19 protein-coding genes are annotated in these 16,390 nt (G+C 64.9%); 6 read left to right on the top strand and 13 right to left on the bottom strand.

Annotated elements, in window-relative coordinates; all coding sequences use genetic code 11:
• Window positions 1-2: 2 nt before the first annotated feature.
• The 8 genes from trbK-alt to HYPDE_RS04600 form a co-directional block, all read right to left on the bottom strand.
• Complete coding sequence (gene trbK-alt / locus HYPDE_RS04565) at window positions 3-320, bottom strand: putative entry exclusion protein TrbK-alt (protein WP_015597202.1); 318 nt, start codon at window positions 318-320, stop codon at window positions 3-5.
• Window positions 320-1,063, bottom strand: coding sequence for a P-type conjugative transfer protein TrbJ (gene trbJ, locus HYPDE_RS04570; protein ID WP_015597203.1), 744 nt, complete (start codon window positions 1,061-1,063; stop codon window positions 320-322). Before trbJ ends, trbK-alt begins: the two co-directional genes overlap by 1 nt.
• The gene (gene trbE, locus HYPDE_RS04575) at window positions 1,060-3,492 is read right to left on the bottom strand and encodes a conjugal transfer protein TrbE (RefSeq protein WP_015597204.1); all 2,433 of its coding nucleotides are present in this window, start codon (window positions 3,490-3,492) and stop codon (window positions 1,060-1,062) included. The genes trbJ and trbE overlap by 4 nt, the downstream gene beginning before the upstream one ends.
• 10 nt (window positions 3,493-3,502) lie before the next feature.
• Window positions 3,503-3,772 carry a VirB3 family type IV secretion system protein gene (locus tag HYPDE_RS04580; protein ID WP_015597205.1) on the bottom strand — a complete coding sequence of 90 codons (270 nt, stop codon included), beginning with the start codon at window positions 3,770-3,772 and terminating at the stop codon, window positions 3,503-3,505.
• Window positions 3,772-4,095, bottom strand: a complete 324-nt coding sequence (locus HYPDE_RS04585) for a TrbC/VirB2 family protein (protein ID WP_015597206.1) — start codon at window positions 4,093-4,095, stop codon at window positions 3,772-3,774. Before HYPDE_RS04585 ends, HYPDE_RS04580 begins: the two co-directional genes overlap by 1 nt.
• A complete protein-coding gene (gene trbB / locus HYPDE_RS04590; protein WP_041319994.1) occupies window positions 4,095-5,012 on the bottom strand; it encodes a P-type conjugative transfer ATPase TrbB in 918 nt (305 codons plus the stop codon). Before trbB ends, HYPDE_RS04585 begins: the two co-directional genes overlap by 1 nt.
• Before the next feature lie 358 nt (window positions 5,013-5,370).
• Window positions 5,371-5,730 carry a hypothetical protein gene (locus HYPDE_RS04595; RefSeq protein WP_015597208.1) on the bottom strand — a complete coding sequence of 120 codons (360 nt, stop codon included), beginning with the start codon at window positions 5,728-5,730 and terminating at the stop codon, window positions 5,371-5,373.
• Window positions 5,731-5,761: 31 nt separating this feature from the next.
• On the bottom strand, window positions 5,762-6,172 hold the full coding sequence (locus HYPDE_RS04600) for a hypothetical protein (protein ID WP_015597209.1): 411 nt from the start codon (window positions 6,170-6,172) through the stop codon (window positions 5,762-5,764).
• A gap of 54 nt (window positions 6,173-6,226) precedes the next feature.
• Here HYPDE_RS04600 and HYPDE_RS04605 point away from each other — a divergent pair, with 54 nt between their 5' ends.
• Entirely contained in the window at window positions 6,227-6,640 is a 414-nt protein-coding gene (locus tag HYPDE_RS04605; protein ID WP_015597210.1) for a MerR family transcriptional regulator, read from the top strand.
• On the top strand, window positions 6,637-6,861 hold the full coding sequence (locus HYPDE_RS04610; RefSeq protein ID WP_015597211.1) for a hypothetical protein: 225 nt from the start codon (window positions 6,637-6,639) through the stop codon (window positions 6,859-6,861). Before HYPDE_RS04605 ends, HYPDE_RS04610 begins: the two co-directional genes overlap by 4 nt.
• Window positions 6,862-6,999: 138 nt before the next feature.
• Here the strand turns inward: HYPDE_RS04610 and HYPDE_RS04615 are convergent, their stop codons facing one another.
• The 3 genes from HYPDE_RS04615 to HYPDE_RS04625 all read right to left on the bottom strand — a co-directional run bounded on the left by HYPDE_RS04615 (window position 7,000) and on the right by HYPDE_RS04625 (window position 10,007).
• Window positions 7,000-7,434, bottom strand: coding sequence for a hypothetical protein (locus HYPDE_RS04615; RefSeq protein WP_041319997.1), 435 nt, complete (start codon window positions 7,432-7,434; stop codon window positions 7,000-7,002).
• A 5-nt stretch (window positions 7,435-7,439) separates the two neighbouring features.
• A complete protein-coding gene (locus HYPDE_RS04620; protein WP_015597213.1) occupies window positions 7,440-9,425 on the bottom strand; it encodes a conjugal transfer protein TraG in 1,986 nt (661 codons plus the stop codon).
• Between the two features lie 117 nt (window positions 9,426-9,542).
• Complete coding sequence (locus HYPDE_RS04625) at window positions 9,543-10,007, bottom strand: MerR family transcriptional regulator (RefSeq protein WP_015597214.1); 465 nt, start codon at window positions 10,005-10,007, stop codon at window positions 9,543-9,545.
• Between the two features lie 83 nt (window positions 10,008-10,090).
• On the opposite strand from HYPDE_RS04625, the gene HYPDE_RS04630 reads away from it, so the two are divergent.
• The 4 genes from HYPDE_RS04630 (at window position 10,091) to merBA (ending at window position 13,504) form a co-directional block, all read left to right on the top strand.
• Window positions 10,091-10,507 carry a mercuric transporter MerT family protein gene (locus HYPDE_RS04630; RefSeq protein ID WP_015597215.1) on the top strand — a complete coding sequence of 139 codons (417 nt, stop codon included), beginning with the start codon at window positions 10,091-10,093 and terminating at the stop codon, window positions 10,505-10,507.
• A gap of 99 nt (window positions 10,508-10,606) precedes the next feature.
• Entirely contained in the window at window positions 10,607-10,915 is a 309-nt protein-coding gene (locus HYPDE_RS04635; RefSeq protein WP_015597216.1) for a heavy-metal-associated domain-containing protein, read from the top strand.
• Window positions 10,916-10,946: 31 nt separating this feature from the next.
• A complete protein-coding gene (locus HYPDE_RS04640) occupies window positions 10,947-11,204 on the top strand; it encodes a hypothetical protein (RefSeq protein WP_144061200.1) in 258 nt (85 codons plus the stop codon).
• Window positions 11,201-13,504: a bifunctional organomercurial lyase/mercury(II) reductase MerBA gene (merBA, locus tag HYPDE_RS04645; protein WP_015597218.1), complete on the top strand. Its 2,304-nt coding sequence runs from the start codon at window positions 11,201-11,203 to the stop codon at window positions 13,502-13,504. The genes HYPDE_RS04640 and merBA overlap by 4 nt, the downstream gene beginning before the upstream one ends.
• Window positions 13,505-13,550: 46 nt before the next feature.
• On the opposite strand, the gene HYPDE_RS04650 is transcribed toward merBA, so the two are convergent.
• Together HYPDE_RS04650 and HYPDE_RS04655 are read right to left on the bottom strand one after the other, a co-directional pair.
• Window positions 13,551-15,302, bottom strand: coding sequence for a relaxase/mobilization nuclease domain-containing protein (locus tag HYPDE_RS04650; protein ID WP_015597219.1), 1,752 nt, complete (start codon window positions 15,300-15,302; stop codon window positions 13,551-13,553).
• Between the two features lie 247 nt (window positions 15,303-15,549).
• Complete coding sequence (locus HYPDE_RS04655) at window positions 15,550-16,389, bottom strand: lytic transglycosylase domain-containing protein (RefSeq protein ID WP_015597221.1); 840 nt, start codon at window positions 16,387-16,389, stop codon at window positions 15,550-15,552.
• Window position 16,390: the final 1 nt, after the last annotated feature.

Below are 16,390 nucleotides of genomic sequence, written 5' to 3' on the forward strand. Positions count from 1 at the left end.
GCTTACCTGACCGAGGATTTTGGCGGCGCATCGGGTGCGGCCACGGCATTGGGCGCCGGTTGATAGGTAAAGAAGCGCCGACGGTTTTCGGCCCAAGCTGCCTCGCAGGCCGCATCATCCTTCGCCTGCGCTGCGAGGACCTGGCAGCGCTTTAGTTCTTCCGAGAGCGGATCCGACGGCGCTGCAGGATCTGCGCTCCGTTGCTCCATACGAGGCGGTGTCTCGCGAAAATGCAGCGTGGCGGCGATGATCGCGGCGGCGACAAGGGCGAAGCCGATGGCGCGCGCGATGGCAGCCAGATTGAGGAGCCGGCCGCGCATCAGTGAAACATCTGTGCGTTGCCTGGCTGGTAGCCGGCGCCGTAATTAAGAAAGTTCTGCATCTGCGCTTGCGCCTGAGCCTGGGTTTCGAGCGTGCGCGCCGCGTCGAGGCTTTGAGCGCGTGCGATCGAGGCCATGACCGCCGTGAGGTCTGCGAGCTGTTTGGTTTGAATGGCGACGAGCTGATTGCCGGACTGCGCTGCTTGGAGCGCGCCGGTGGCGCCCTGGCTCGTCGTCACCAGCGCATCGATCTGGGTGCGCGTCGAATCGAGGTTCTGCACGACGCCGGCCTGCACACGCATCGTGTCCTGGAATCCGGCGCGGGCATTCTCCCAACGCGATTGCGCGTCGGCGAGAAGCTGCTGCGAGGATGTTCCGCCCGAATAGGCTAGCGGATATTGCTGCGTGAACGCCTGGTCGATCGTGCTGACGCTGTAGGCGATGCGCTGCGCCTGCGCGAGAAGCTGTTGCGTTTGGGTAATCGACTGCTCGAGTTGCGCTAGAGAGGAATACGGCAGGCTCGCCAGGTTGCGCGCTTGATTGATCAGCGATGTCGCCTGGTTCTCCAGCATCTGGATTTCATTGTTGACCTGCTGGAGCTCGCGTGCGGCGGTCAGCACGTTTTGCCCGAAGTTGGTCGGATCGAACACGATCCATTGCGCCTGTGCGGGGACAGTCGCAGTGTCGATGCAGAGAGCTGCGGCGCCTGCCAGAAGCAGGGCTCGCAGGCCGCGGGCAATCATGACGAAACCTCCTCGTTCCGGGTGAGCATGTCGGCCGCCCATTCGAGGTCCTTGAGGCGCAGCCAGGCGGCGGCGAAGCCGGCACGGCCATTAGCGGCGAAAACCTCTTCGATCGTTGTCTGATCGGTCTTCGATGATGCGGCGGTGAAGGCGAGCGCGACTTCAGACAGGCCAAGCTCGAACAGGCGATTGCCGCGCCGCGACTGGCAGTAATATTCGCGCTTCGGTGTCGCCCGGCTCAGGATCTCGATCTGCCGATCGTTGAGGCCAAAGCGACGATAGATCGCCGCGATCTGCGGCTCGAGCGCGCGCTCATTCGGCAGAAGGATCCGCGTCGGGCAGCTCTCGATAATCGCCGGTGCGATGGCGCTGTTGTCGATGTCGGCGAGCGATTGCGTGGCGAAGATGACAGACGCGTTCCTCTTCCGCAGCGTCTTCAGCCACTCGCGAAGCTGAGCCGCGAAGCCGGGATCGTCGAGCGCGAGCCAGCCTTCGTCCACGATGAGCAGCGTCGGCCGCCCGTCGAAGCGATCCTCGACGCGATGAAACAGATAGGACAGCACCGCGGGCGCCGCGCCGGCGCCGATCAAGCCCTCCGTCTCGAAGGCTTGGACGTCCGCTTCGCCGAGGCGTTCGGTCTCCGCATCGAGCAATCGCCCCCACGGCCCCGAGAGTGTGTAGGGCTGGAGCGCCTGCTTGAGCGCATTGGACTGCAATAGGACCGACAGCCCGGTCATGGTCCGCTCCGCGACCGGAGCAGAGGCGAGCGAGGTGAGCGCTGACCACAGATGCTCCTTGAGCTCGGGCGTCACGGTGACGGCCTCCCGGGCGAGCGAGGTCGCGACCCATTCCGCCGCCCAGGCGCGCTCGCCGGCGTCGTCGACGCGCGCCAGCGGTTGAAGGGCGACGGGCTCGTTCACGTCGTTCGCGAGCGCGCCGCCGAGGTCGTGCCAATCGCCGCCCATCGCGAGCGCTGCGGCGCGGATCGATCCCCCGAAGTCGAAAGCGAAGACCTGCGCGCCGGCATAGCGCCGGAACTGGAGCGCCATCAGCGCCAGTAGCACGCTCTTGCCGGCGCCGGTCGGTCCGACGATCAGCGTGTGACCGACATCGCCGACATGGAGAGAGAAGCGAAACGGCGTGGACCCCTCGGTCCGCGCGAAGAAGAGCGGCGGCGCCTGGAAATGCTCATCCCGTTCCGGCCCGGCCCAGACCGCCGAGAATGGCATCATGTGCGCGAGATTGAGCGTCGAGACGGGAGGCTGGCGGACGTTGGCGTAGACGTGACCCGGCAGCGAACCCAGCCACGCCTCGATGGCGTTAACGCCCTCGCGCATGCAGGTGAAATCGCGGCCCTGAATGGTCTTCTCGACCAGGCGTAGGCGCTCGTCGGCGAGACGCGAATCCTCGCTCCAGACCGTGACGGTCGCGGTGATGTAGGCTTCGCCGACGAGATCGGTGCCGAGCTCCTGCAGCGCGGCATCGGCGTCGAGCGCCTTGTTGGCAGCGTCGGAATCCATCAGCACCGACTGCTCGTTGGTCATCACCTCCTTGAGGATCGCCATGATGCTCTTGCGCTTGGCGAACCATTGGCGGCGGATCTTCGCGAGCAGCCTCGTCGCGTCGGTCTTGTCGAGGCAGACGGCGCGCGTCGCCCAGCGGTACGGAAAGGCAAGCCGGTTCAAATCGTCGAGCAGCCCCGGCCAGGTCTGCGACGGGAAGCCCATGATCGTGAGCGTTCGAAGATGGGCTCGCCCCAGGCGTGGCTCGAGGCCGCCGGTGAGGTCCTCGTCGACCAGGATGGCGTCGAGATACATAGGCGTCTCGGGGACGCGCACGCGCTGGCGACGCGTCGAGATGCACGAATGGAGGTAAGTCAGTGTCTCGCCGTCATCGAGCCACTCGGCTTCGGGCATGAAGTCTTCGATCAGCGCGAGTACGCGGTCGGTGCGATCGACGAAGCCTTCGAGCGCGGCGCGCCAATCGGCGGCACCTTGCGCGCGGTTTTCGTAGAGCCAGGCCTCGGCACGCGCGGCATCGTCCGCTGGCGGCAGCCACAACAACGTCAGGAAATAGCGGCTCTCGAAATGCGCGCCTTCCTCCTCGAACTGCGCGCGCCGCTCGGCGTCAACCAATGCTGAGACCGGATCAGGGAATTCGCCGACGGGATAGCGGTGGGCGGGAACGCGCTGCGCCTCGATGAAGACGGCCCAACCGGAGCCCAAGCGCCGAAGCGCGTTGTTGAGCCGCGACGTGATGGCGACGAGTTCGGCAGGCGTCGCGGAATCGAGATCGGGGCCGCGAAACCGCGCAGTACGCTGGAAAGAGCCGTCCTTGTTGAGGATGACGCCCCGTTCGACGAGCGCCGCCCATGGCAGGAAATCGGCGAGGTTTTGCGAGCGGCGGCGATACTCGGCGAGGTTCATCATCGGGCGAACCTCATGCGACCAGATGCTGGGGATAACGGAGGTGCCGCCGCACAACCTCGACGAAGGCGGGATCGCGCTTGGCGGCCCAGACGGCGGCGAGATGGCCGAGCAGCCAAATCGCGCCGCCGACCATCCAGAGGCGGAGGCCAAGACCGATCGCGGCGGCGAGCGTGCCGTTGACGATGGCGACCGCGCGCGGCGCACCGCCGAGCAAGATCGGTTCCGTGAGTGCGCGGTGGACTGGCGCGTAGAAGCCGGCGATGGGCGCATCCTGCTCCATCAGACCAGCGCTCCGCCGCCGAACTGGAAGAAAGTCAGGAAGAAACTCGACGCGGCGAAAGCGATCGAGAGACCGAAAACGATCTGGATCAGACGGCGGAAGCCGCCGGAGGTTTCGCCGAACGCCAGGGTCAGACCGGTGACAATGATGATAATCACCGAGATGACCTTGGCGACCGGACCCTGGATCGAATCCAGGATCTGTGTGAGTGGTTGCTCCCACGGCATGTTGGAGCCCGCGGCGTAGGCCGGCGCCGTAACGAGCGCCACGAAGGCGAAGGTCGAAGCCGTGGCGAACGCACGGCGAGCACGGTTGAGCAGCATCACGGTTCTCCAGCGGGGGTGAGGACATAGTCGCCGGTGGGCGAAAGGCCCTTCACCGCCGCGAGCTCGGCGAGCCGTCTGGCAGAGCCGCGGCCGGCGAGGACCGCGATGAGGTCGATGGTCTCGGCGATCAGCGCGCGCGGGACCGTGATCACGGCTTCCTGAATGAGCTGCTCGAGGCGGCGCAGCGCGCCGATCGCGGAGCCGGCATGAAGCGTCCCGACACCGCCGGGATGGCCCGTTCCCCATGCCTTCAACAGGTCGAGCGCTTCCGCGCCGCGCACCTCGCCAATGGGAATGCGATCGGGGCGAAGCCGCAGCGACGAACGAACGAGATCGGAGAGCGAGGCGGCGCCGTCCTTTGTGCGAAGCGCGACCAGGTTTGGCGCCGCGCATTGCAGCTCGCGCGTATCCTCGATCAGCACCACGCGGTCGCCGGTCTTGGCGACCTCGGCGAGGAGAGCGTTGACCAGCGTGGTCTTGCCGGTGGAGGTGCCGCCGGCGACGAGCACGTTCTTGCGCTCGCGCACCGCGTTGCGCAGCAGCTCGGCCTGAGCCGCGGACATGATTCCGGAATCGACATAGTCGTCGAGCGTGAAGACGGCGACGGCAGGACGGCGGATGGCGAAACACGGCGCGGCCACCACCGGCGGCACCAGGCCCTCGAACCGCTCCCCGCTTTCCGGCAGCTCTGCCGAGACGCGTGGACTGTTCGCATGGACCTCGACGCCGACGTGATGTGCGACGAGGCGCACGATGCGCTCGGCGTCGGCGGGCGTGACGCGGCAGCCGGTATCTTCGAGACCGCCCGACAACCGGTCGATCCACAGGCGACCGTCGGGATTTAGCATCACTTCGACGATGCTGGGATCTTCAAGATAGCCGGAGATCGCAGGGCCGAGCGCGGTGCGCAGCATGCGCGCACCGCGGGCAAAAGATTCGGACCGGAGGGAGATTGTCGTCACATGAGCCCCGCAAGACGCCTCAACTCAGAGGCGGATGTCAGCGGGGTTGATTAGAAAGAGCCGGAAATGGGTCTTCGCAACAACGATGATGCGGCAGGAGGGCTCTGGGATAGAGATACAGGCGGGCGGTAGGATCGTTACTCAGGCCGATGAGGTCCCCGACGATCGGTTCATTGCGAATTCGACTTCGGGAGGAAGCGGCATCTGGCAGATGCCTTTGAGTGGCTCGAACGGGTCCCTCTGCAGACCTCAGCTCGGATTGCTGACGGCTTGGTCTGGGCCATTGCGGGACGGTGTGCCTGCACCCTCTTTATCGCAAGAGCATGTGGATGAGAGTTGGTTCGACCCGCGGCCACATCACCGCAATGGCGGCAAGCGCGGTTGCGCTTCCCATTACGCAGAGCGTCCGTTGAGCGGGTCGACTTCTTGATCGTAGGCTCTGCCATCCGATCCATGCCCAGGCGCCCGCGACGGCGACGACCGCTAAAGCAGTGACCCAGACTAGCGCGCCCGCGAGCAAGGCAAGCAGGCTGCCAACACCGGCCAGCACCACGGCTGGAAGCGCAAAAGGCAGAACGCAACATGCCGCGCACACGGCAGCTCCCGTTGCGGCGGTGATGGCAAAGGCACCGGCACTGGCCAGGTTCGTCGGCTGTTGTTGTTCCGGCACGAGATTTCTCCTCTGCAGATGTTCAAGGGCGTTAGCAACAACCGCAGCCCGCGCGAGCTTCTGCGGACGGTAAGAACTGGTCGAAGAGCATGTCGGCGGCGTCGCGAGCGCTCTCTGGTGCCTCGATTGTGAGCCGGATTTCATCCGGGCTCTCGTCTAGGTGGAAGGTCAGGAAAGCACAGCAGTCCTGCTCCTTTCGCACCATCTCGCGAACACGTTGCCCAGCATCGGCCGAATAAATCAGCTGCAATTGTAGATCGCGGCGCGTTTGGCTTCGCAAAGCATCGCGGCTGAGATCGGCAATCCATGCAAGACGCGACTTGTAGTCGCCCGGGTTCAGTGTGCAGGCTATCGGTGCCCTTCCGGCATTCGTCATGGCATTCACCTCTCCCTTCACGGTTGCGCCCGCGCAGGATTTGACCGGCGGGTTCCATTTGCCCACGGGTAGACCCTCAAGTAACTTGAGGTTCAAGAGGTAAGTTCAGGAGACCGCACGATGCCCCATCTGAGGATCGGAGCCCTGGCGGCACGCACGGGCACAAATGCCCCAACCATCCGCTACTACGAAGAGATCGGACTGTTACGGCCGGCGGATCGGGACGCGGGTGGGCAACGAGCCTACGGCGAGGAAGATGTGAAGCGGCTGACGTTCATTCGTCGCTGCCGCGAGTTTGGCTTTTCGATCGAACAGGTCAGATCGCTCGTGGCGCTTGTTCAGGACCGCGAGCGATCGTGCATGGATGCACGAAACGTCGCGCAGGAGCATTTGCTGGCTGTGCGTGCCAAGTTGAATGAACTGAAAGGGCTGGAGCGAAGTATCGCCGGTTTCATCGCGACCTGCGATGCGTCGTGTGCGGGCGGGCCCGGTCCCGACTGCGCGATCCTCGAAGACTTGGCCAGGCCCTCGTGAACCCGCTCACGCTCTTTGGCCTATTTGCCGTCACGATGATGCTCATCTGCTATGCACTTGAGGATCGAAGTCACTGGTTCATTCTGGCATTCGCCGTCGCCTGCGCTCTTGGCTCGACGTATGGCTTCCTGCAAGGCGCGTGGCCGTTCGGACTTGTCGAAGCGGTGTGGACGGTGATCGCGTTTCGGCGTTGGCGCGGTAAGGCGTTGGCTCGGGCGTAGTGTGCGCTGACTTGCACTCATGACACGATCTGAATGATTCAGTCGCTTGGATCAACAGTCCGTCCCCACTCGTACAGCCATTCTTCGGTACGGGCGCCAAGGAAGCTCCAGCCCGGGACCGAAAATTCGAGGCGGCCACTATCGAGGCTCCGTATCGGTGTCAGTCGCCATCTGAGTGACATCACGACTGATCTCGTCGGCAAGCTTACGGCCGCGCGCCAATCTTCGGCCAAGTGCTTCGACGAATCCGTCGTAGCGCTCGCGCCCCTTGCTCTGGGCGGCAGCAAGCGCAGTGTCCGGCAATGCGGGTGTGCTCGTCAGCCAGAAGCGCACGAACACGGCCAACGCCTCGTTCGAAATGGTGACGTGGCGCTCGATCAGTTCCATCTGCCGTGTCATGCGATCGAGTCGACGGGCCAGTGCAGCTTCCAGACGATCGGCGCCGTCGGGCGACAGATGCGATGCGAGAGCCGCCTCGACGATCAAGGCCTGCGGCACGCGCTTGCGGGCGGCGTAGTCCGCAAGCTTCACTGCGAGGTCAGGCGGAAGGCGAAAGGTGTGCTTACTCCGCATGGGCGTCACATCTGCATGTCATCGCCCGGGTCGAGTGAGACCTGGCGCGCGACGGTGCCGAACGTGCGCTGCATGATGCGCTGGCGCTGGATCTCGTCGTCTGGCTCGTCATCCAGGGGATCGAACTCGTGAGCCGGCTTCTTCGGTTCCGGCACGATTTCCTCGTGGTCGGGCAATTCCGGCTCGCGTCGAATGCCAGCATTGGCGGGGTCTTCCGTCGCTGACTCGGACGGCACGATGACAACCTGGCCGGCCCATTCACCTTCATGCGCGATCGGATGATCCTTCTCGACCGGCGGGGATGTGGGCCTGGTCAACGCCGGTGGTCGAAGGATACGCGCCTGCATTTCCGGGTCCTCGAAATACCGCGCCTTCTTCGCCCGGATGGGAGCGCAGCCGGACACCAGAACTAGCTGGTCGTCAGGTGGAAGCTGCATCACTTCGCCCGGGGTCAAGAGCGGCCGCGCCGTCTCCTGTCGTGAAATCATCAAGTGACCGAGCCACGGGCTCAACCGGCTGCCGGCGTAGTTCTTCATCGCGCGCAGCTCGGTCGCCGTACCGAGTGCATCGGACACGCGCTTGGCAGTGCGTTCGTCATTGGTCGCGAAGCTCACCCGCACATGGCAATTGTCGAGAATGGAGTTGTTCTGCCCGTAGGCCTTCTCGATCTGGTTCAAACTCTGGGCAATGAGGAAGCTCTTCAGCCCGTAGCCGGCCATGAACGCCAAAGCCGACTCGAAGAAGTCGAGGCGGCCGAGTGCCGGGAACTCGTCGAGCATGAGCAGCAGCCGATGCCGGCGGCGTTTCGAGTCCAGCTCTTCTGTCAGGCGCCGCCCGATTTGGTTGAGGATCAGACGCACCAGAGGTTTGGTCCGGCTGATATCGGAAGGTGGAACGACAAGATAGAGCGTCGTGGGACGATCGGCCTCGACAAGATCGCGGATCCGCCAGTCGCAGCGTCGCGTGACCGCCGCAACGACCGGATCGCGATAGAGACCGAGAAACGACATGGCCGTCGACAGGACGCCCGAGCGTTCGTTCTCGCTCTTGTTCAACAGCTCGCGTGCGGCGCTGGCGACGACGGGATGCACGCCCTTCTGTCCCAGATGCGGCGTCGTCATCATAGCGCGCAGCGTCGTCTCGATCGGACGCTTCGGGTCGGAGAGGAAGTTGGCCACGCCAGCAAGAGTCTTGTCGGTCTCGGCGTATAGGACGTGCAGGATCGTGCCGACGAGCAATGAGTGGCTGGTCTTCTCCCAGTGGTTTCGCTTTTCCAGCGCGCCTTCGGGATCGACGAGCACGTCGGCTATATTCTGGACGTCACGAACTTCCCATTCGCCACGACGTACCTCGAGCAGCGGATTGTAGGCGGCGCTCTGACTGTTGGTCGGGTCGAACAGGAGTGCGCGGCCGAACCGTGCGCGCCAGCCGGCGGTCAAACCCCAATTCTCGCCTTTGATGTCGTGGACGATCGCGGAGCCGGGCCAGGTGAGCAGCGTCGGCACCACCAGACCAACACCTTTGCCTGAGCGCGTCGGCGCGAAGCACAGCACATGCTCCGGACCATGATGGCGGAGGTAGGCGCGGCCCCATCGGCCCAACAGCACACCGTCGGGATGGAGAAGCCCCGCCTTGCGGATCTCGCGCGCCTCCGCCCAGCGTGCGGAGCCATAGGTCGTGATCTTCTTCACCTCCCTCGCGCGCCACACCGACATGGCAACCGCCACGACGAAGGCCGCGACGCCGCCAGCGCCCGCGATGAAGCCGCTGGTGACGAAGATGTCGTGGGCATAGGCGTCATAGGCGAACCACCACCAGAAGAAGGCTGGCGGCTGGTAGATCGGCCAGCCGATTAACGTGAACCAGGGCTGGCCGAGCCGTGGCTGGAAGGCGAGCTGCCAAGCCGTCCACTCCGTCGCTGCCCAGAGGAAGAGGACGACGACAGCGCAGACGAGAAGAATTTGGCCCCAGAGAATCTTGGTCGCGTTCATAGCGACAGAAGAACTGGCCGTTCTGCACCGCGGCCAGCAAGTTCCAAGTTGCGCTGATCGTAGCGTCGGATAGCGCAGAGCGTGGATCGGACAGGCGCTCAAGCGGCGCCACAGCGGCTAACTTTTACCGCCAGCGGGCTTCCGCGGTTTGGCTTGCGGACTTGGTATTTCGCGAAACAACGTTTCGATCAGCGGACAATCCGGGCGCGTCCCATCGCCGCATTGCGCGACGACCTCCTTCAGCACGCCTTCCATCCGTCTCAGATCGGCGATCTTCGCTCGCACGTCCGCCAGGTGAGTTGCCGCGAGCTGACTCGCCTCCGCACAAGGCTGGTCCCGCTCGTCCACCAGGCGCAACAAGGCACGTACCTCTTCGAGCGAGAATCCGAGTTCCCGCGCCCTGAGTACGAAGCTGAGGCGGCGTTCATGCGCCGTGTCATAGCTCCGATAGCCGCTGGCGGTTCGCGGTGGTGGCGGGAGCAGGCCGACCTTCTCGTAGTAGCGCACGGTTTCGAGATTGGCGCCTGTCCGCCGGGCCAACTCGGCGCGCTGAAGGCGCTTCGCCGAATTCTGATCGCGCATCGCAAAAGCCTCTTGACCCTGTAGCCGCTACAGACCTTAGCCTAGGCCAAAATCAAGGTTTTGGGCAATCAGAGAGCTTTGAGATGAGCGATACACCAACCGCAATCGGCGCTGGGCCAGCCCAGGCAACGGCCGTGGCGCCCGCGCGCCAAGACGGGGATCGAACCCCGCGCCTGCTCGCTGCCGGAGGCATCCTCGGCGCTCTCGGGGCGGCTTCTTGCTGCGTCATTCCCTTCGCGTTGTTCTTGGCTGGCGTCAGCGGCGCCTGGATCGGCAACCTGACCGCGCTCGAGCCCTATCAGCCGATCTTCGCGGGCGTCTCGCTCGCCTTTATCGGTTTCGGCGCCTGGCGCCTCCGGCGCAAGCGGCAGGTCGCATGCGCGGACGGCTACTGTGCCACGCCTCAATCGGACCGGATCGCGAAGATCGGCCTCTGGAGTGCCGCGACGCTGGTCGTGCTCGCTGTCGGGTTCCCCTATGTCGCGCGCTACTTCCTCTGAAGCGCCGGCGTCCGATGAGCGCGGAAGTGACACTCGCCGGCTCGGGAGAGCCGCTCCGCCATCGCCATCCAGTGTTCAATCCCAAGAAAGGCTAGAGACATGAAAACCACGATCGGAATATTCGCCGCGTTTGGAATGCTGCTCGCGCCGTTCGCTGCTCATGCGGGGGAAGCCACGACGGTCCTCAACGTTCATCACGCCTACTGCGCGCTGTGTCCGTCGATCGTCAAGAGCACGCTGGAGCACGTCAAAGGCGTGACAAACGTGACTGTCGGGCAGGCCGACGCCAACGGTGACATGCGGGCCACGATCAGATTTGACGACGCCCAGGCTTCGCCCGCGGCAATGATCAAGGCCACTACCGGCCAGGGATATCCGGCGGAAATCTCGAAGCCATCGAAAAGCTGATGGAGGGCCGCGTCGGGACCGGATGTCCGAGATGAACGCCGAAAAATCCATCGCCGCGATCGTTGTTGCCGGTCTGGCTGTCCTCTGTTGCGCCGGACCTTTTCTGTTGGCGACGATTGGGGCGGTCGCGATCTCGGCGTCCGCGCTCACTGGTTCTGTCGCGATCGTGGCTGTCATCGCTTTGATAGGGCTGGCCGGGGTCTGGGCCTATCGCCGCAGCCGCTCAATCGACCCGGACGCTGTCGATTGCTGCGCGCTCGAAAGCGCAAAACGAAAGTCAAACACATGAACGATTGCTGCGCATCATCGGCGTCCCAAGACAAGTTTGTCGTGTCCGCATCGGCGGCACGGCCAAACTACACCGTGCGGCCCGGCGTGACGTTTCCGGACTGGTCGGCGGTGATCTCGCCCGTGGTTAAACACACCCTGCTGGCGATGATCGGGTCGGATCATGTGCTCAATCGCTGGAGCGGTTACGACCCCGCCACCGATCGTGTCCGTGTCGCGCTGCTTCAGCTCTATGCTGAAGGTGGACGAGCTCCGACCACGGGCGCGATTGCGAAGCGCGCAGGGATGAGTGAGACCGCCGTTCGGCCGCTGCTCGAAGACCTCCGCCGTCGCGACCTGGTCGTTCTCGACGAGGAGCGGATCGTCGGCGCGTATCCGTTCGCCGACCAGCGCACGGGCCATCGGGTCACCCTTGATGGGCGCGTTCTCAATGCCATGTGTGCGGTTGACGCGCTCGGCGTCGGCGCCATGACCGGCCGCGATATCGCGATCACATCGAGCTGCCGTCATTGCGGTGCGGCGATCCGGATCACCACGCGGGACAAGGGTCAGGCGCTAGCCCAGGTCGAGCCGCGGAGCGCGGTCATGTGGCAAAGCGTGCGCTATGAAGGCGCGTGCGCCGCGAACTCACTATGTGCGACGACAGCCTTCTTCTGTTCGGACGATCATCTCTCCGCATGGTATCGTGAACAGAATGCGGACGAGGCCGGATTTCGGCTGTCGATTGAGGAAGGGCTGGAAGCCGGCCGGGCGCTCTTCGGGCCGAGCCTCGCCGGCGTCGATGCGGTGCAGGACGTCGACAGCAACGCCGAAACACGCAGCATTTCACAGTCGGCGTCGGCCGATCGAACACCAACGAACGGCCCAATGCCGAACCGTCGTATCCGTGCGAGCGGGCGCAATGGTGGTGCCTACGATCTTGTCGTCATCGGTGCCGGCTCGGCCGGGTTCTCGGCCGCGATCACCGCCGCCGACCAGGGCGCGAATGTCGCGCTGATCGGCCACGGCACGATCGGCGGAACCTGCGTCAATATCGGCTGCGTGCCGTCGAAGACGCTGATCCGCGCGGCGGAGACGCTGCACAACGCGCGCGTCACGGCGCGTTTCGCCGGTGTCTCAGCGCATGCGGAACTCGCCGATTGGCGCGCGACCGTACGGCAGAAGGACGACCTCGTCGCCAGGTTGCGCCAAGCCAAATATGCCGACCTGCTACGTGCCTATAACGGCATCGCCTATCGCGAAGGCTTTGCGCGTCTTGTCGAAGGCGGCGTCGAGGTGGGAGACGCCCACATAGCCGCAGGCAAGATCATCATCGCGACTGGGGCGCGACCGGCGGCGCCCGTCATTCCCGGCATCGAGACCATTCCCTATTTGACCAGCACGACCGCGCTCGATCTCGACGCGTTACCCCGGTCGCTGGTGGTGGTCGGCGGGGGTTACATCGGCGTGGAGCTCGCCCAGATGTTCGCCCGCGCCGGTGTCAAGGTGACGCTGGTCTGTCGCTCCCGCCTTTTGCCGGAGGCCGAGCCGGAGATCGGCACGGCGCTGACCGGCTATTTCGCCGACGAGGAGATCGAGGTCGTTTCGGGTATCGCCTATCGCGCGATCCGAAAAACCGAGAGCGGCGTGGCTCTCGAGATCGTGTGCGACGGCCGCAACGTGATCATCGATGCGGAGAAAGTCCTGGTCGCCACGGGGCGCGCGCCCAACATCGATGGCCTGGGTTTGTCCGAGTTCGGCGTCTCGCTCTCGCCGAAAGGCGCGATCATCATCGACGACCGCATGCGTACGACCCGCGCAGGGATCTACGCCGCCGGTGACGTCACGGGCCGGGATCAGTTCGTGTATATGGCCGCCTACGGCGCGAAGCTCGCGGCCAAAAACGCCCTCAATGGCGACAGCCTGCGATACGACAACGCGGCGATGCCGGCCATCGTGTTCACCGACCCACAAGTGGCGAGCGTCGGCCTGACCGAGGCTGCGGCGCGCGCGGCGGGGCATGCCGTTCGGGTCTCGACGATCGGTCTCGACCAGGTGCCGCGCGCACTCGCCGCTCGGGACACCCGCGGCCTCATCAAGCTCGTCACTGACGCCGGTAGCGGTCTGCTGCTCGGCGCACATATCCTCGCCCCGGAAGGGGCCGACAGCATCCAGACTGCGGCGCTTGCGATCCGGCAGGGGCTCACCGTCGACGACCTCACGGACACGATCTTTCCGTATCTGACCACAGTCGAAGGCTTGAAGCTCGCGGCTCTGTCGTTTGGCAAGGACGTTGCGAAGCTATCCTGCTGCGCTGGGTGAAACTCAAGGTTGGAGCACGGACGACTCAGGGCTGGACATCGGACACCTACAGCCCAAGCCCGCGGCGCTTTCCAAAATTCCAATCCACGCTCCCTCCTGGCGTTAGTACGCCACTGACTTGGCGGCCGAGCTCCTTCTCCAATGCCGGCCGCCATGGCACGAGCTGGAAACCGAGTCCGTCGTCGATCATGGCGAAACGGCCGGAGGCGAGCGTCAGCCGCTGCCGATAGACGCCCGACACATGCTCGCCTTCGGCCGCTGGCTGATGGGCGAGACCCGTCTCGGCAGATAGCTTCGCTGCGGCGTCTTCCAACTCCCGCCGTCGCAGCGTGGCGAGGAGTTCGCGTGCGAAGACGACACGCTGTCCTTGCCGCCTTGCGAGGCCTTCTTCGGCGAGATGATCGATACGCGCCTCCATCGCGTCGCGGACCTCGGCGCCGAACCCACCACCGCTAAGCGGTGAATCCTTCGCGAGGAGCTGCCGGTCGAGCCAGGTTGCGCCGGACGCGGATACCTGCGTCTCGATCGAGAGGTCGGAACGGGTCGCGAGCGACAGGCGGCGCCGCCCGTTCGCGTCGTCGTAGACCCGCGCTTCGACGATCGCACCGGCGGGCGCGTCGCCGGTCAGCTCGATGTCATTGAACCGGAGATGATGCGTGCGTCCATCGATGCCCGCGACGATCGCATAGGCCGATCCCTTGAGTTCGTCGTCGAGGCCTCGCTTGATGAGTTTGCCCAGCACCGGGTCTGACGGATCCTCGCCGTGCAGAGCGAAGGTGCTGACGTCCGGTTCATGTCCATCGGCGGTCATGGCCTGGTGCATGGTCTTGATGATGTCGCCGCGGATGCCGAGCTGGCGCAGCGTCTGCTCGAGCCCAGGCTTCAACGTCCAGCACGCCGGACCGACCGGATCGGCCAAGCCAAAGCGTTCGAGCTTGGCCGCGCGGCCGAGCAACAGCCGGCGTAGCTCCGGGTCCTCGGCGTTCGGCCCGGGCCTCAAGTCGGCGACGCCGCCGCACTCATCCGCGATGTCGCGCAATCCGCGGTCGAGACTCGTCCAACGCTCCGACTCCACCTCACGCTGGAGCGCGGTGCGGATCTCCTGCTCGTTGCGCGGGCCGAGCTCCAGCGTGACGCGTTCGGCGGCACGATCACGGAAGCCGCAGCTGATATATTCACGGCTGATGACCAGGTCCTGGCCGTCATCGGCGCGGCCCCGAAGGAGGACATGGACGTGCGGGTTATCCGTGTTCCAGTGATCGACCGCGACCCAGTCGAGCTTGGTGCCGAGATCCTTCTCGACGTCGCGCATCAGCTCGCGCGTGAACGTCTTGAGGTCGCCGATTTTGGCCGCATCCTCCGGCGAGATGATGAAGCGGAAGTGGTGCCGATCGTCCTCGCACCGTTCGGCGAAGGCGCGCTCGTCGGCTGTGTCGGAGGCGGCATCGAACATGCGCGCGTCCTCGCCGTCGCGTGTTACGCCCTCCCGCTTGAGGTAGGCGATGTGCTTCGGCAGCGGTGCCGATCGGAAGCGCGCCCCCTGGTGTCGGACGACGCGCGCTTTCATCACCACGCGGCGGGCATTCGATCGCAGCCGGATCGAGACCGCCGCCCGGCGACCGCGGCCGAACCGGGACCGGCTCCGGCCCTGGCTCGATCGAAAGCTGTTGCCGACATGCCCGGCCTTCTTCGCGGCCCGCATGACCTCGCCGACAAAAGTCTGCGGGCGCTTGGCGCCACGATTGCCGTGATTGATGCGCCCAGGCCGGACGCGCAGGTCGTCGTCGCGCGTCGTCATGGCCCTGCGCCCCAGGCCGAGCCGAGGCGACGGCGCTCGGATGCTTGAAATCCTTGGACTATTGGGCGAAAGCGCCAGCAGGGGGTGTTGGCGACGTTGGCAAATTCCTCAATCTTCCCAACCACATATGCCGGACCGCGGGCCGGCCTTTTCCCTTGCCGTCCGTGGGTTGGTTGCCTCCGCTCCCCTGCGCCCCCACCCAAACCTGTCCGACGACCCGCCAGAGACCGATGAGACCAAAGGCAGTTCATAGCCTGGGCTCATGCGCCGACAAGGGCGCAAACAGGCCTACGGATGAGGGCGCAAGGCCCGTCCAATCCGTCGCCGGCCTTGGCATGGACCGACGTTTGCCGATGTCACCGGACGACACTGCGCTTGCGCTTGAGCCGTCGTTCGCGCGCATCGGAAACAACGGCGAACTGGTCCAGGACCGGATGATGGCGGTGATGACGTTGGCCGGCGCCGACCCATCGTCGCGCAGCAACGGTGCGAGCGCGGCGACGTAGGCTTGCGTCTCCACCGGCAGTGGACGGCCGCTCGCAAGGTAGTCTTCGTAGCGTCCAGGGCCGGCATTATAGGCAGCGAGGAAGCCGGCTGCGCCGTAGCGATCGTGCAGCTCGCGAAGATACCCCGAACCCGCGAGAATGTTGTCGTGCGGATCAAAGGGATCGGCGCCAAGGCCGTAGCGCGACCGCAAGTCGGCCCACGTCTGCGGCATGATCTGCATCAGCCCCATCGCCCCCTTGGGCGACACGGCGCGCACGTCACTGCGACTTTCGGCCTGCATGATGGTTTTGATCCAAGACGCTGGAATGCCGAAACGCAGCGCGGCTTCCGCGACGAAACGCTCAATCCGATCACTCTTCGATGGCACGGTCGATTGCGCGGCCGGTACGGTCTGCGCGTTGGCGATGTCGTGCGCGGCGAACAGCACCAGCGCGACCGCGACATGCAGATGGCGGCGAAAGCGGCGTGCATGATGTGAGCCGGAACGGTGAGCGGGATGCGCGGCGATGGCCGGGAAGAAGGAAGGGACGCAAGCCCCGGAGGACTGGATGCCCGCTGAGTGTGAGGACGGTCGAGGCATG

This window comes from Hyphomicrobium denitrificans 1NES1, assembly GCF_000230975.2.
Taxonomy (GTDB): domain Bacteria; phylum Pseudomonadota; class Alphaproteobacteria; order Rhizobiales; family Hyphomicrobiaceae; genus Hyphomicrobium_B; species Hyphomicrobium_B denitrificans_A.